Source organism: Cellulomonas sp. C5510, assembly GCF_019797765.1.
Taxonomy (GTDB): Bacteria; Actinomycetota; Actinomycetes; order Actinomycetales; family Cellulomonadaceae; genus Cellulomonas.
In genome coordinates this window covers 138,844-153,872 of the sequence record NZ_CP081862.1, presented here as the reverse complement: position 1 = coordinate 153,872, position 15,029 = coordinate 138,844, and the positions used below count along the sequence as shown (strand labels likewise).

The following is a 15,029-nucleotide window of genomic DNA, read 5'->3' as shown; positions in this document are numbered from 1 at the left end:
CAGACCCCGATCGAAGGACGAGCTCGTGCGCCGAACGGCCGCCTCCCTCCTCGCCGTCTCGCTGCTGCTGCTCGCCGGCTGCAGCAGCGACGGCGCGGACGACTCCGCCTCCCCCTCCACGTCCGCCTCCGCGTCGCCCGACGCCGCCGCCACGGCCAGCGCCGAGGACGTCGCCGCCCTCGAGGCCGTCACCCTGACCGGCGAGCCCGGTGAGGAGCCCACGTTCGACTTCGAGCAGCCGTTCTCGGTGTCCGCCGCCGTCGCGCGCGTCGTGACGCCCGGCACCGGCGAGACCGTCGAGGAGGGCCAGCTGATCGGCGTCAACATCGCGGCTGTCAGCGGCGAGGACGGCAGCAGCCAGGGCGGCACCTACGGCAGCACCCCGCAGTCGTACGTCGCGGACGACGCGAACCTCCCGCCCGCCCTGCTCGAGCAGGTGCTCGGCCAGAAGGTCGGTGCCCGGCTGCTGTTCGCGAACCCCAGCACGACCGGCACGCTGCTGCTCGCGGTCGAGATCATGAGCACGCAGTCCGTGCCGACGCGCGCCGAGGGCACCGCCGTCACGCCGCTGCCGGAGGGCCTGCCGACGGTGACGCTCGCCGACGACGGCCGGCCCTCCATCGAGCCGGTCGACGGCGACGCCCCGACGGAGCTCGTCGTGCAGCCGCTCATCGAGGGCTCCGGCCCCGCCGTCGAGGAGGGTCAGACGCTCACCGTGCAGTACAGCGGCTGGCTCTGGGACGGCACGCCGTTCGACTCGTCCTGGGAGCGCGGCGCGTCCTCGACGTTCGCCCTGACCGGCGTCATCGAGGGCTGGCAGCAGGGCCTCGCCGGGCAGCCGGTCGGCAGCCAGGTGCTGCTGGTCATCCCGCCGGACCTCGGCTACGGCGACCAGGAGCAGGACGGCATCCCGGCCGGGTCCACGCTGGTCTTCGTCGTGGACATCCTCGCCGCCTCCTGACGGCACGCACCGCAGCACAGGGACCTCGGCCGCACCAGCGGCCGAGGTCCCTGTCGTCGTGGCGCCCGACGTGGCTACTGTGGCGTTCTGCGGCCCTGCACACCCGGGAGACCAGCGATGGAGACGGCGACGACGCCGTCGGTCCGCAACGTGGCGCTCGTCGGCCACGGCGGTTCCGGCAAGACGACACTGGCTGAGGCCCTGCTGCTGCGCGCCGGGGCGGTCCCCCGGGCGGGCAGGGTGGAGGACGGCTCGACGGTCTGCGACCACGAGCCCGAGGAGGTCGCGCGCGGCTCGTCCGTGAGCCTCGGCGTCGCCGACCTCGACTGGACGTGCAGCCAGGGCTGCCCCCACCGGATCACCCTGCTGGACACCCCCGGGTCGCCGGACTTCGCCGGCGCGGTGGACGCGGCGCTGGCCGTCGCCGACCTCGCGGTGGTGGTGGTCAGCGCGGTCGACGGGGTGCAGTCCGGGACCGAGGCGGTCTGGCGGCGGTGCGACGAGGCGGGGATCCCCCGCCTCGTCGTCGTTTCGCAGGAGGACCGGGCGCGCGCCGACTTCCACCGGGTGCTCGACCATGTGCGCGACCTCGCGGTCCGCACCGGCCGGGACCCGTCGGGCGTCGTGCCGCTCGAGCTGCCGCTCGGGGAGGAGCAGGCGCTGCACGGCGTCGCGGACGTGCTGTCCGACCGGGGGCTGGACTACGGGAGCGACGGCCGCCACCACGACTGCGACCTGCCAGCCGACGTGGCGGACGAGGAGCACCGGCTGCACGGCGAGGTCACCGAGGAGATCGTCGCCCACGACGACGACCAGCTCGAGCGCTACCTGTCCGGCGAGGAGCCCGGCGCCGCCGACCTCGAGCGGACGCTCGCCCGGGAGGTCGTGGCCGGCGAGGCCGTGCCGGTGCTCGTGGCGTCCGCCGCGACCGGCGTCGGGGTCGACCGGCTGGCGGACCTCGTGTGCGAGATCGGGCCGTCGCCCGCGGACCGGCCCGCGCAGCTCATCGTCGGGGGCGGCCCGGGCGACGGGAGGGGCGCCGCGACCGGGCCGGGGCACGGGGCTGTGTCGGAGCTCCCGGCCGACCCGGACGGCGAGACCGTCCTGCACGTCTTCCGGACGGTCGCCGACCCGTTCGTCGGTCAGGTGTCCGTGTTCAAGGTGCTGTCCGGCACGGTGCGCTCCGGCGACCGGCTCGTGAGCCCCACCACGGGTGCGGAGGAGCGGCTGCACGGGCTGTTCCGGTTGCGCGGGCGCGAGCACCTGCCCGTGGACGTGCTGCCCGCCGGGGCGATCGGCGCGGTCGCCAAGCTCGCCGGGGCGCCCTCCGGGACCCTGCTGGCGTCCCGGGCCCAGCCCGTGCGACCCGCCGCGCTCCCGGCGCGCGAGCCCGTGCTGGCGACCGCGCTCGTCCCGGTCAGCCAGGCGGACGACGACAAGCTGTCGGCCGCGCTGACCCGGCTCGCCGCCGAGGACCCGACGCTGCGCGTCGACCGCACCCCGCACCAGACCGTCCTCCGGGGGCTGGGCGACGCGCACCTCGCGGTCGCGGTCGACCGCCTCGCCCGCGTCTTCGGCGTGCACGTCACGACGGAGCCCGTGCGGATCGCCTACCGCGAGACGCTCGCCGGGCCGGCGGAGGCCGAGGGCCGGCTGAAGAAGCAGTCCGGTGGCCACGGGCAGTTCGCGGTGGTGCAGCTGCGGCTCACCCCGCGACCGCCCGGCAGCGGGTTCGCCTTCGTCGACTCCGTGGTCGGCGGCGCCGTGCCGCGGTCGTACCTGCCGGCCGTCGAGCGCGGGGCCGCGGAGGCGCTCGCCGCCGGCGGGCCGCTCGGGCACCCCGTGGTCGACGTGCAGGTGGAGGTGCACGACGGCAAGGCGCACGCGGTCGACTCGTCCGACATGGCGTTCCGGACGGCCGCCGCCGCGGGGGTGCGCGCCGCACTCGCGTCCGCGGGGACCGTGCTGCTCGAGCCCACGCTGCGCGTCAGCGTCGTCGTCCCCCCGGCCGCGCAGGGCGACGTGCTCGGCGACCTGTCGGGGCGTCGGGGGCGCATCACCGCGACCGGCACCACGGACGACGGCCGGGTCCGGGTCGAGGCCGTCGTGCCGGAGGCCGAGCTGGTCCGGTACGCGCTCGACCTGCGGTCGCTGACCGGCGGGCACGGGGAGCTGACGCTCGCGCCCGGGGAGTACGAGGTCCGGCCGGGGCACCTGACGCCGGCGTGACCGCGGGCGGGCGGGTGGCGGACGGACCGGTGGCGGACGGGCGGGTGGCGGGACGGGGTCCCGACCCGGCCGGGCACCCGGGCTCCGCACGCGTCTAGGCTCGGTCGCGGTCCCGTCCGACCCGAAGGAGCACCGTGCGTCAGCCCACCCGCTGGGAGCAGATCGGCCAGCAGAACCCCGACCGGTCCGCCTGGTACGTCGAGCGGTTCCGCCGCATGGCCGCCGACGGGGCCGACCTCGCGGGCGAGGCCCGGACGGTCGACGCGATGGTGCCCCGCGGTGCCCGCGTGCTCGACGCCGGCTGCGGCCCCGGACGGGTGGGCGGCGAGCTCGCGCGGCGGGGGCACGCCGTCGTCGGGGTCGACGTCGACCCGGTGCTGATCGAGGCCGCGCGCGCCGACCACCCCGACGGCACCTGGCTGGTCGGCGACCTCGCGGAGCTCGACCTGCCCGCGGCGGGGATCAGCGAGCCGTTCGACGTCGCCGTGATGGCCGGCAACGTCCTGACCTTCGTGGCGGAGGGCACGGAGTCCGAGGTGCTGCGCCGCATCCGCGCGCACCTCGCTCCGGGCGGGCGGCTCGTCGTCGGGTTCGGCGCCGGGCGCGGCTACCCCTTCGAGGCGCTCGAGGCGGACGCCGCCGCCGCGGGCCTGCGGATCGAGCACCGGTTCGCCACGTGGGACCTGCGGCCGTTCGACCCTGAGGCCGACTTCCTGGTCGCCGTCCTCGCGTGAGAACCGCGGGCGCGGGTGGTCCGGCCGCGTGCTGCGTGCCAGGCTCGACGTCATGGCCCGGTACTTCGACGTCCACCCGCACGACCCGCAGGCCCGCTCGGTCGGCCAGCTCGTCTCCCTGCTGCGCGACGACGCGCTCATCGCGTACCCGACGGACTCCGGCTACGCGCTCGGCTGCCGCATGGAGAGCCACACCGGCGCCGACCGGATCCGGGCGATCCGGCATCTCGACGACCGGCACCACTTCACGCTCATGTGCCTGGACTTCGCGCAGCTCGGGCAGCTCGTCCGGCTGGACAACGCGCCGTTCCGGGCGATCAAGGCGGCCACGCCCGGGCCGTACACGTTCATCCTGCCGGCCACCAAGGAGGTGCCGCGGCGGCTGGCGCACCCCAAGAAGCGGACCGTCGGCGTGCGCATCCCCGACAGCCGCGTCGTGCAGGCGCTGCTCCGGGAGCTCGGAGAGCCGCTGCTGTCCTCGACGCTCATCCTCCCCGGGGACACCGAGCCGCAGACCGACGGCTGGACCGTCAAGGAGGAGCTCGACCACGTCGTCGACGCGGTCGTGGACGCCGGCGAGTGCGGGACCGAGCCGACCACCGTCGTCGACTGGTCCGAGGGCTACCCGGAGGTCGTCCGCGCCGGCGCCGGCGACCCGACCCGCTTCGCCTGACCCCGCGCCCGGCACCTCCCGGCACCTCCGGCACCTCCCGGCACCTCCCGCGAGTTCGGCACTCCGAGGCGAGTTCGGCAGCTCCACGTGCCGAACTCGCACGCCAGGTGCCGACTTCGGCGGGAGGTCATCCCGGCAGCGGCGGGCGCCGGGCCGCGGGCTGCCGGCGGGCGGGCGGAGGATGGGGGCGTGCAGATCGACGAGCGGACGCCGGACGAGCCCGGGTACCCGGCCGTCGCCGCGCCGGCCGCCCGCGACCTCGCCACGCTGGACGGCGCCGTCGTCGAGTGCCGGGCGTGCCCGCGGCTCGTGGCGTGGCGCGAGCACGTCGCGGACGTGAAGCGCGCGGCGTTCCGCGACCAGGAGTACTGGGCCCGGCCGGCCCCCGGCTTCGGGGACCCGGACGCGTCGGTGCTGGTCGTCGGCCTGGCGCCCGCCGCGCACGGCGCGAACCGCACCGGCCGGATGTTCACCGGCGACCGGTCGGGGGACTTCCTGTTCGCGGCGATGCACCGCGTCGGGATGGCCTCGCAGCCCACGTCCGTGCACCGCGGGGACGGGCTCACGCTGACGGGTGTGCGGATCACCGCGCCGGTGCACTGCGCGCCGCCGGACAACAAGCCGCTGCCCGAGGAGCGCCACCGCTGCGGCCCGTGGCTGGCCCGCGAGCTCGAGCTCGTCCGCCCGCGGGTCGCGGTGGTGCTCGGGGGGTTCGGGTGGGACGCGCTGCTGCGCACCCTCGACGAGCAGGGCTGGGCCGTCCCGCGCCCGCGACCGCGGTTCGCCCACGGCGCCGAGCACGTCGTCCACCACCCCCGCGGCGACAGCCTGACCCTGCTGGGCTGCTTCCACGTCAGCCAGCAGAACACCTTCACGGGCCGCCTGACGCCGGACATGCTCGACGCGGTCCTCCGCCGCGCCCGCGCCCTGACACCTCCGGTGCCCTGACACCCCCCGCCGCACCCGCGGCCCGCCCCGCCCGCCGAGTTCGGCACATCGGCGCCGAGATCGGCAGCTCGGACTGCCGACCTCGCCTGGGACTGCCGAACTCGCGGCGGAGCGTGGGGGCGCGCACCCGGGGAGCGGGTCAGCTCAGGGGGCGGCCGCCCGTGACGCCGATGCGGTCGCCCGTGATGTAGCTCGACTCCTGGCTCGCGAAGAACACGTACGCCGGCGCGAGCTCCGCGGGCTGGCCGGCGCGGCCGAGCGGGGTGTCGCCGCCGAACTGCTCGACCTTCTCCGCGGGCATGGTCGCCGGGATCAGCGGCGTCCAGATGGGCCCGGGCGCGACGGCGTTGACCCGGATGCCCTGCTCGGCGACCTGCTGGGCGAGCGCCTTCGTGAAGTTGAGGATCGCTGCCTTCGTCGCGGCGTAGTCGATGAGCTCCGGGCTCGGCTGGAACGCCTGCACCGACGTGGTGTTGATGATGCTCGCACCCTCGCCCAGGTGGGCCAGCGCGGCCTTCGTGATCCAGAACATGGCGTACAGGTTCGTCCTGAACGTGCGGTCCATCTGCTCGGTCGTGAGGTCCAGCAGACCGCCGTCCTGGGCCATCTGGTAGGCCGCGTTGTTGACGAGGACGTCCAGGCCGCCGAGCTCCTGCACGGCCCGCTCCACGAGCGCGCCGCAGAACGCCTCGTCGCGGATGTCGCCGGGGCACGTGACGGCGCGCCGCCCGGCGTCCTCGATCAGGCGGACGGTCTCGCGCGCGTCGTCCTCCTCCTCGGGGAGGTAGGAGATCGCCACGTCGGCGCCCTCGCGGGCGAAGGCGAGCGCGACCGCCCGGCCGATGCCGGAGTCGCCGCCGGTGATGAGGGCGCGCTTGCCGTCGAGGCGTCCGGAGCCCACGTACGTGTCCTCGCCGTGGTCGGGCTGCTGCTGCATGTCGTCCGTGAGACCGGGGTGCGCGAGCTGCTGCGCGGGCTGCTCCGGCTCGGGGTGCTGGGTGCTCGGGTCCTGGGGTGTGGTCTGGTCGCTCATGCTCATCCATCGTCCGGGTCCTCGCGCCGCCCGCCACCCGAGCGGGGCCCCGACGGCCCCCCGAGTTGCCGCCCCGGCTCACGTCCCCCCACAGTGGCCCCGGCCGGCGCGCGCCCCACCAGCACGTCCACCCCGCGCGCACACCGGCCGCACGGGGTCCGCCCACGCAGGATCTAGGGTGGCGGACCGTGGCCGACAGGAGGAACGTGACCGACGACGAGCAGTACGTCGAGATCTGGGGCGACCGCGTGTCGCTGCGGGACCTGGTCGTGGCGCTCGCCGTGTGCGCCGCGGCGACCGTCGTGGCGGTCGTCGCCGGGCGCGCCCTCGGGTCCTCGGAGTTCTTCTGGGGCCTCGGCGGCGCCGTCGCCGGGTTCGGCCTCGCCGTCCTCCTGGTGCGACCGAAGCGTGACGTGCAGATCGTCGCCGACGACGCGGGCGCCGACGACGCGCACGACGAGCCGGGCGCCTCCACCGGCCCTGCCGCCTGAGCCGCCGACCGTGGACCTCACCCTCCTGCTGCCGATGGCCGGCGCCTCGCTGGCCGCCGTGCTGCTGTACACGCTGATCGGGTTCATCCCCGGCACCGACGAGACGTCGGTCCTGCTGCCGGTGACGCTCGCGCTGGTGCTGGCCGGCACCGACCCGCAGGTCGTCCTGGCGTTCTTCATCGCCGCGGTCGTGACGCTCAACCTCACGAACTCGATCCCGACGGCGCTGGTCGGCCTGCCGGGCGGTGTGCTGTCCGCGCCGATGATCGACCACGCCCTCACCCTCAAGCGCGAAGGCCGGGCCGCGGAGACCATCCGCAAGATGGCCGCGGGATCGGTGGTCGGCACGCTCGTCGCCGTCCCGCTCGCCCTGCTGATCGCGGGCGCCATCACGCCGTGGGCGGAGCAGCTGCGCGAGTACGGGTCGCTGCTGTTCGTCGGCGGCGCGGTCGTCCTGGCGCTGCTCGGGCGGAACCGGGTCCTGTCGCTGCTCGCGATCATCCCGCTGGGGCTGCTGTTCCAGGGGGTGCAGGCGCTGTACCGGCAGACCGGCGTCCTGCCCGAGGACGGCACGATCACGGTGTCGTTCTTCCTGTCGATCACGGCCGGACCGCTGCTGCTGAGCCTGGCCACGCTGCTGAACCCGACCCTGCGGGAGGCGCTGCCCCGCGGTCCACGCACGCCGGTGCGGATCACCCGCGGGGAGCTGCGGGGTGCGCCGCTCAGCCCCCGGCGCCTGCTGACCCGCGCCGAGCTGGGGGCGAGCGCGACCGTCTCCGCCGCGTCCACGCCGCTGTTCTTCCTCAGCCCTGTCGCGCTGACCCTGCTCATGGGCGAGGCCGCCGGGGCCCGGGCGAAGCGGACGAGGGACCGCGCGTCCCGTGCCGTGACGGCGATGGCGGCACTCGCGCACTCCACCTACCTGGCGGGGGTCATCATCCCGCTGGTCGCCGTCGGGCTGCCCCTGTCCCCGGTCGCCGTCGGGCCCGCGAACGCGCTGTTCAACGCCCCGCCGGTGCTCACGCTGGACCGCAACGTGCACCACCTGCTGTCGACGCCGCAGCTGGTCGCCGCGATCGTCGTGGGCACCGTGATCGCGCTGCTGCTGTCGTACGTGCTGGCGGTGAGGTACTCGTTCCGGCTGACCGCGCTCGTCACCCGCTACGTCCCGCACGAGGCCGTGCTCGCGCTGTTCATCGTGTTCGTGCTGCTGCTCGCGTACCTGGACGCGGGGGTGGTCAACGTCTTCGCCGTGCTGCTCGTCGGGCTGACCTGCGGCACGCTGAACCGGCTGGGCGTCAACTTCGGGGTGCAGTTCATGTCGCTGTACGCGGCCCCGTGGTTCGTGGCGCACCTGATGTGAAGGAGCCGACCATCCGCACCGACCGCAGCACCGGCACCGGGCACACCCGCGCCAAGGCGATCCTCGTGGGCGAGCACGCCGTGGTGTACGGCGAGCCGGCGATCGCCCTGCCGCTGGCCAGCCTGCCGATGCGCGCCACCGCCCGCCGCGAGGACGGCCCGCTGACGCTGGAGTCGGTGCTCTACTCCGGCCCGCTGGCGGAGGCCCCGGAGCAGCTCGCCGCCCCGCGGGCCGCCGTCGAGGCCACGCTCGACCTCCTCGGTCTGCCGCACCGCGGGATCGTCCTGGCGACGGAGTCGACGATCCCGGCGGCCCGCGGGCTGGGGTCGAGCGCCGCGACGGCCGGCGCGCTGGCGCTGGCGCTCGCGGACCTGGCCGGGCGCACGCTCACCCCGCAGGAGCACTTCGACCTGGTGCAGGTCGGCGAGCGGGTCGCCCACGGCAACCCCAGCGGGCTCGACGCCCGCACGACCGCCTCGACCGAGCCGGTCTGGTTCCAGGCGGGCGAGATCCGCCCGCTCGACCTGCGGCTGCGCGCGCACCTGGTGGTCGCCGACACCGGCGTGCACGGCCGCACCCGCGTGGCCGTGGCGGACGTGCGGTCGTTCCGCGAGCGCCACCCCGCCCGCGGGGACGAGCTGATCGCCGAGCTCGGCCAGATCACCCGTGACGTGGTGCTGGACCTCGCGCGCGACCGCCCCCGTGAGCTGGGCGCCCGGATGACCCGCGCGCACGGCGCCCTGGCGGAGCTGGGCGTCTCGTCGCCGGAGCTCGACCGGCTGGTCGGGGCCGCGCTCGCCGCAGGCGCCCTCGGGGCGAAGCTGACAGGCGGTGGCCAGGGCGGATGCCTGCTGGCGCTCGCGGCCGACGCGACCTCCGCTGGTACGATCGCCGCTGCCCTGCGCCGCGCGGGCGCGGCGCGCACCTGGCTGCACCGGACCGACGCGCGGCGTCCCGCCGCTCCCTCCGCCCAGGTGTCCCTCGGATGACGAACTCCGCGACCGCCGTCGCGCACGCCAACATCGCCCTCGCCAAGTACTGGGGCAAGCGCGACGAGGCCCTGGCGCTGCCCGCGACGTCCAGCCTGTCGCTCACGCTCGACGCGTTCCACGCCACGACGACGGTGACGCTCGACCCGGCCGCGGACGCGGACACCGCCACCCTCGACGGCCGGCCGATGTCCGACGGCGAGCTGGCGCGGGTCTCCCGGTTCCTCGACCTGGTCCGATCGCTCGCGGGGTCCTCGGCGCGCGCGGCCGTCGACTCGGTCTCCACCGTCCCGACGGGCGCCGGGCTGGCGTCGTCGGCGAGCGGGTTCGCGGCGCTCGCGGGGGCGGCCGCAGCGGTCTACGGCCTGGACCTCGACGCGCGCGGTCTGTCGCGGCTGGCCCGGCGCGGCTCGGGCTCGGCGTCCCGGTCGGTGTTCGGCGGGCTGGTGGTGTGGCACGCCGGCACGGACGACGCGACCTCCTACGCGGAGCCCGTCCCCGGCGGCGAGCCCGGCGGCCCGCTCGACCCGGCGATGGCCGTCGTCGTGCTGGACGCGGGCCGCAAGGCGGTCTCCAGCCGCGAGGCGATGCGCCGCACCGTCGAGACGTCGCCGTTCTTCCCGGCCTGGGCCGAGGCGACGGAGCGTGACGTCGCGCTCATGCTCGACGCCGTGCGGGCGGGCGACCTCGCGGCGCTCGGTGAGCTCGCCGAGTCCAACGCCCTGCGGATGCACGCCACGATGCTCGGTGCCCGCCCGCCGGTGCGGTACTGGACGGCGCACACCGTCGCCGTCCTCGACCAGGTGCAGGCGCTGCGGGCCGACGGGCTGCCGTGCTGGGCCACCATCGACGCCGGCCCCAACGTCAAGGTGCTGTGCGCCGCACCTGACCTGCCCGCGCTCGCCGACGCGCTGTCCGACGGCGGCACGCGCCGGGTCGTCACGGCCCGTCCGGGGCCAGGCCTGCGCGTCGACGCGGGGGGCGCGTCGTGAGCGGCGGGACGACCGGCGGGGTGCCCGGCGGCGCGATCGAGGTCTGCGCCCCGGGCAAGCTCTTCGTCGCCGGGGAGTACGCGGTCGTCGAGGCCGGCTACCCGGCGGTGCTCGTCGCCGTGGACCGGCACGTCACCGTGCGGCTCGCCCCGGCGGAGGGTGCGGGGTCCATCGCCTCCGACCAGTACGGCCGGCTGCCCGTCGTCTGGCGGCGTCGCGGCGACCGGGTGGTGCTGGACCACGACAGCCGCCCGTTCGACTACGTGCTCGCCGCGATCGACGTGGTCGAGCGGTTCGCAGCCGAGCAGGGCCGCACGCTCGGGTTCTACGACATCACGATCACCTCGGAGCTCGACGACCGGTCGGGCCGCAAGTTCGGTCTCGGGTCGTCCGCGGCGGTGACCGCGGCGACGGTGCGGGCGCTCGACCGGTTCTACGACCTCGGGCTGCCGACGGACCGGCTGCTGCGCCTCGCGCTGCTCGCGACCGTCGCCGTCAACCCGATGGGCTCCGGCGGGGACGTCGCGGCGAGCCTCTACGGCGGCTGGATCCGGTACGCGGCGCTCGACCGCGAGTGGCTGCGCGCGTCCCTGGCGGCCGGCGAGGAGTCGGGGGCGGACCGCCCGCTGACCGCGCTGCTCGGGGCCGACTGGCCCGGCCTGTCGGTGCGGCGCCTGCCCGAGCCGCGGACGATGCGCCTCGTCGTCGGCTGGACGGGCGTGCCGGCGTCCACCATGCGTCTGGTCGAGGCGATGCAGTCGCGCAAGGAGGTGGCCGAGAGCCACTACCCCGACTTCCTCGCTGCGTCCCGCGCCTGCGTGGACGCCCTCGCGGACGCCATCGAGCGGGACGACGCCCCGGCCGCGAAGGCGCAGATCCACCGGGCGCGCGGGCTGCTCACGTCGCTGGCGCGCGCCGCGGGCGTCGACATCGAGACCCCCGCCCTGCGGACGCTCTGCGAGACCGCGGAGAGCGTCGGCGCGGCGGCCAAGTCCTCCGGCGCGGGTGGCGGAGACTGCGGCATCGTGCTGGTGGACGCCGGCACCGACCTCGAGCCGATGCTCCGCGACTGGGAGCTGTCGGACGTGCGGCACCTGTCGCTGCGGGTGCAGCCGCCCCGGGAGGAGCACGCCGATGACCGCTGAGGACCCGGACGGCCCCGGCCCCGCGCGGATCGGCGCCCAGGACGAGCCCGGCGCCGCGGCGCAGGACGCGCGCCGCAAGGACGACCACGTCCGCCTCGCCTCCGCCCAGCACGCCGAGCCGCGGGCCCACGACTTCGACCACGTGCGGCCGCTGAACCACCCGCTCGCGGCCGGCAACCGGAGCGAGGTCTCCCTGCGCGCCACGGGCCGGGTGCTCGACTGGCCCGTGCCGCTGTACATCAACGGCATGACCGGCGGCACCGCCCACACCGCGACGATCAACCGCGCCCTCGCCCTGGCGGCCCGCGAGACCGGCGTGCCGATCGCCTCCGGGTCGACGGGGATCCTGCACCGCGAGCCGGCCGCGATCCCCTCGTTCCGGGTGCTGCGCGAGCTGAACCCCGACGGCTTCGTCATGGCGAACGTGAACCCGAACCTCACACCCGCGCAGGCCCGCCGGTCCGTGGAGATCCTCGAGGCCGACGCGCTCCAGGTCCACGTGAACCCGGCGCAGGAGATCGTGATGCCGGAGGGCGACCGCGACTTCACCCGGTGGTCCGACAACATCGCGGCGGTCGTCGCGGAGGTCGGCGTGCCGGTGGTCGTCAAGGAGGTCGGCGCCGGGATGAGCCGCGGCACCGTCGCCCTGCTGCGGGACCTCGGCGTCGCGGCGGTCGACGTGTCCGGCCGCGGCGGCACCGACTTCACGGCCATCGAGTCCGCGCGTCGCACCGACGGCGGCATGGACTACCTCGCCGGCTGGGGGCAGTCGGCCGTCGAGGGGCTGCTGGACGCCGCCCCGGTGGACGGGGTGGACCTGCTGGCCTCCGGCGGGGTGCGCCACCCGCTCGACGTCGTGCGCGCGCTCGCCCTCGGGGCGACGGCTGTGGGCGTGGCCGGGGGCTTCCTCCGGGTGCTGCTCACCGAGGGTGAGGCCGCCCTCGTCGCGCGCATCCAGGCGTGGCTCGAGCAGCTCGGCGACATCATGACGCTGCTCGGCGCGCGCACCGTGACCGACCTGCGCCGGGTGGACCTGCTGATCACCGGGCCGGTGCGGGAGTTCTGCGAGCTGCGGGGCGTCGACGCCGCGGCGTACGCGCGGCGCAGCGGGCTCTGAGCGGAGTCCCGCTGCGAGCGCCCCGGGTCGCCGCCCGGCCGTGACCGCTCAGGTCCGGGGTGGTGGCGGCCGATAGGTCCCTACGGGGTGAGGCGGATGGTCCACGGGTACGAGCCCGGCCGGCCGGCGGCGCGACGAGCGCGGCGGCTGGCCCGGTGGCGCGTCGCCGACCCCGCACGCACGACCGCGGACGGCACCGCGCCCCTCGGCACCGGTGACGCGGCACCCACCGACACCTGGTTCGACGCCTGGCTGACGGGCGACGAGGACGCGGTGGTGCTCGACCCGCCCGACGGCTGGACGACCCTGCACGACCTCCACCGCCCGGGCAGCGTCTCCCGCACGCTCGACTGCCTCGCGATCGGACCGGGTGGCGTCGTCGTCATCCAGTCGCTGCACGGGGACGGCTCCGCGACGGTCGTCGACGGCACCCTGCGGCACCGCGGCTACGGCCGGACCCCGGACGTGGCGGCCGCCGCCGACGCGGCCGGGGCTGTCACGTCCCTGCTCGCGCCCACGCACCGCCGTGCGGTCCGCGCCGTCGTCAGCCTCGTGGGCCAGGACCTCCCGGCCGCGACCGTCCGCGGCGGTGCCGTCGCGGTGGGCGAGCGCCGGCTCGCCGGGTGGCTGGCCGACCTGCCGCCGGTGCTGGCGCCCGCCGACGCCCGCCTGGTCCGCGACTACCTGGCCGCGGAGCTCACCGGCCCGGTGAGCCCGGAGCTGCTCACCGTCGACGACGTGTTCCGGCCCCGCGAGGTCTGGGCGGCGCCGGACGTCCCCGCCCAGCGCCCCGGGCAGCCCGACGTGGACGACCGGCCCGTCGGAGGCTCCGACGGCGAGGTCGGCCCGGCCCCGGAGACCGTCGGAGGCTCCGACGGGGACATCGGCAACCGCATCGACGACGGGTGGCCGGAGCACGGGCGGGAGGCCGACCGCCGCGCCGCCCCGGCCCGCGGCGCGATCGGGGACGGCGCGCTCCGCGTCGGGATGCTGGTCCTGGGGCTGCTGACCGTCGGGAACGTCCTGCTCGCCTGGCTCGACGCGGCAGGGTGACCCCACCGCGCCCCCTGTGAGCCGCACCACTCCGCCGGCGCGGAATGCCCGGCGTGCCGAGAAGGGTTCCTGCTGCACGTGAGCCTCCTGATGTCGCCCCTGACCCTGCGCGGGACCACGTTCCGCAACCGCGTCTGGCTGGCGCCCATGTGCCAGTACTCCGCCGGACCGGACGGCCTGCCCACCGACTGGCACCTCGCCCACCTGGGTGCCCGCGCCGTGGGGGGCTTCGGTCTCGTCATGGCCGAGGCGACGGCCGTCGTCCCCGAGGGGCGCATCTCGCCGCAGGACGTCGGCATCTGGGGCGACGAGCACGTAGCCGCCTGGCGGCGCGTCACCGACTTCGTCCGGAGCCGCGGGGCCGTCGCGGGCGTGCAGCTCGCCCACGCGGGTCGCAAGGCGTCGACCTACCGCGGTTTCGGGGACGGCTCCGGGTCCGTGCCCGAGTCGTCCGGCGGCTGGTCCACGGTCGCGCCCTCGGACCTCGCGTTCGAGGGGCTCGCCGCGCCGCGCGAGCTCACCGCCGACGAGGTCGCCGCCGTGCCCGGGCAGTTCGCCGCAGCCACCCGCCGGGCCCTGGCCGCCGGGTTCGACGTGGTGGAGGTGCACGCCGCGCACGGCTACCTGCTCCACCAGTTCCTCTCGCCGCTGTCCAACCAGCGCACCGACGTGTGGGGGGGCGACCTCGCGGGGCGCGCCCGGCTGCTGCTCGCCACGGTCGACGCGGTCCGGGCGGAGCTGCCCGACGACAGCCCGCTCCTGGTGCGCGTCTCCGCCACCGACTGGACCGAGGGCGGCCTCACGGTCGACGACACGGCCCAGGTGGCGGTCTGGCTGCGCGAGCACGGGGTCGACCTCGTGGACGTCTCCACCGGCGGCAACGTCCTGGCCCGCATCCCCGTGGGCCCCGGGTACCAGGTGCCCGCCGCGCGGCAGATCCGCGAGACCGCCGGGATCGCCACGTCGGCCGTCGGCCTGCTCACCACCCCCGAGATCGCGGAGCAGGTGCTCGCGGACGGCTCCGCGGACGCCGTGATGCTCGGGCGCCCGGCTCTGTTCGACCCGCACTGGCCGCTGCGCGCGGCGCAGGCCCTCGACGGCGACCGCCCGGTGCTGGAGCACGCGGGCGACCCGGCCGCGACGGTCGTGCCCGCGGGCGCCACGGGATGGCCCGTGCAGTACGCCCGCGGGTCGTGGGGCTGAGCGTCCCGCCACCGCGGACATCCGGGACAGAATGCGTATCCGGGACGAATCAGCGCGGCCGCCGCGCGATTTGTCGAGAATGTGCCTGATGGTTTCCA

At 76.2% G+C, this 15,029-nt stretch carries 14 protein-coding genes; 13 read left to right on the top strand and 1 reads right to left on the bottom strand.

Annotation, left to right across the window (positions count from 1 at the left end; all coding sequences use genetic code 11):
* Positions 1-25: 25 nt before the first annotated feature.
* The 5 genes from K5O09_RS00660 to K5O09_RS00640 all read left to right on the top strand — a co-directional run bounded on the left by K5O09_RS00660 (position 26) and on the right by K5O09_RS00640 (position 5,545).
* Positions 26-961 (top strand): FKBP-type peptidyl-prolyl cis-trans isomerase, encoded by a 936-nt coding sequence (locus K5O09_RS00660; protein ID WP_222170990.1) that lies wholly within the window; start codon positions 26-28, stop codon positions 959-961.
* Between the two features lie 117 nt (positions 962-1,078).
* A complete protein-coding gene (locus tag K5O09_RS00655) occupies positions 1,079-3,190 on the top strand; it encodes a translation factor GTPase family protein (protein ID WP_222170989.1) in 2,112 nt (703 codons plus the stop codon).
* A gap of 134 nt (positions 3,191-3,324) precedes the next feature.
* A complete protein-coding gene (locus K5O09_RS00650; protein ID WP_255595942.1) occupies positions 3,325-3,924 on the top strand; it encodes a bifunctional 2-polyprenyl-6-hydroxyphenol methylase/3-demethylubiquinol 3-O-methyltransferase UbiG in 600 nt (199 codons plus the stop codon).
* Positions 3,925-3,976: 52 nt separating this feature from the next.
* Positions 3,977-4,597 carry an L-threonylcarbamoyladenylate synthase gene (locus K5O09_RS00645; RefSeq protein WP_222172494.1) on the top strand — a complete coding sequence of 207 codons (621 nt, stop codon included), beginning with the start codon at positions 3,977-3,979 and terminating at the stop codon, positions 4,595-4,597.
* A gap of 195 nt (positions 4,598-4,792) precedes the next feature.
* Positions 4,793-5,545, top strand: coding sequence for a uracil-DNA glycosylase (locus tag K5O09_RS00640; RefSeq protein WP_222172493.1), 753 nt, complete (start codon positions 4,793-4,795; stop codon positions 5,543-5,545).
* A gap of 139 nt (positions 5,546-5,684) precedes the next feature.
* Here the strand turns inward: K5O09_RS00640 and K5O09_RS00635 are convergent, their stop codons facing one another.
* The gene (locus K5O09_RS00635) at positions 5,685-6,578 is read right to left on the bottom strand and encodes an SDR family oxidoreductase (RefSeq protein ID WP_222170988.1); all 894 of its coding nucleotides are present in this window, start codon (positions 6,576-6,578) and stop codon (positions 5,685-5,687) included.
* 188 nt (positions 6,579-6,766) lie between these two features.
* Here K5O09_RS00635 and K5O09_RS00630 point away from each other — a divergent pair, with 188 nt between their 5' ends.
* The 8 genes from K5O09_RS00630 to K5O09_RS00595 all read left to right on the top strand — a co-directional run bounded on the left by K5O09_RS00630 (position 6,767) and on the right by K5O09_RS00595 (position 14,931).
* Positions 6,767-7,069, top strand: coding sequence for a hypothetical protein (locus K5O09_RS00630; RefSeq protein WP_222170987.1), 303 nt, complete (start codon positions 6,767-6,769; stop codon positions 7,067-7,069).
* Between the two features lie 10 nt (positions 7,070-7,079).
* Complete coding sequence (locus tag K5O09_RS00625; protein ID WP_222170986.1) at positions 7,080-8,432, top strand: tripartite tricarboxylate transporter permease; 1,353 nt, start codon at positions 7,080-7,082, stop codon at positions 8,430-8,432.
* Positions 8,429-9,421, top strand: coding sequence for a mevalonate kinase (gene mvk / locus K5O09_RS00620; protein WP_222170985.1), 993 nt, complete (start codon positions 8,429-8,431; stop codon positions 9,419-9,421). Before K5O09_RS00625 ends, mvk begins: the two co-directional genes overlap by 4 nt.
* Positions 9,418-10,413 carry a diphosphomevalonate decarboxylase gene (gene mvaD, locus K5O09_RS00615; RefSeq protein ID WP_222170984.1) on the top strand — a complete coding sequence of 332 codons (996 nt, stop codon included), beginning with the start codon at positions 9,418-9,420 and terminating at the stop codon, positions 10,411-10,413. Before mvk ends, mvaD begins: the two co-directional genes overlap by 4 nt.
* Positions 10,410-11,558: a phosphomevalonate kinase gene (locus K5O09_RS00610; RefSeq protein ID WP_255595941.1), complete on the top strand. Its 1,149-nt coding sequence runs from the start codon at positions 10,410-10,412 to the stop codon at positions 11,556-11,558. The genes mvaD and K5O09_RS00610 overlap by 4 nt, the downstream gene beginning before the upstream one ends.
* A complete protein-coding gene (gene fni, locus K5O09_RS00605; protein WP_222170983.1) occupies positions 11,548-12,675 on the top strand; it encodes a type 2 isopentenyl-diphosphate Delta-isomerase in 1,128 nt (375 codons plus the stop codon). Before K5O09_RS00610 ends, fni begins: the two co-directional genes overlap by 11 nt.
* 96 nt (positions 12,676-12,771) lie before the next feature.
* On the top strand, positions 12,772-13,728 hold the full coding sequence (locus K5O09_RS00600; protein ID WP_222170982.1) for a nuclease-related domain-containing protein: 957 nt from the start codon (positions 12,772-12,774) through the stop codon (positions 13,726-13,728).
* 78 nt (positions 13,729-13,806) lie between these two features.
* Positions 13,807-14,931 (top strand): NADH:flavin oxidoreductase/NADH oxidase, encoded by a 1,125-nt coding sequence (locus tag K5O09_RS00595; protein ID WP_370635500.1) that lies wholly within the window; start codon positions 13,807-13,809, stop codon positions 14,929-14,931.
* The last annotated feature ends 98 nt before the right edge of the window (positions 14,932-15,029 follow it).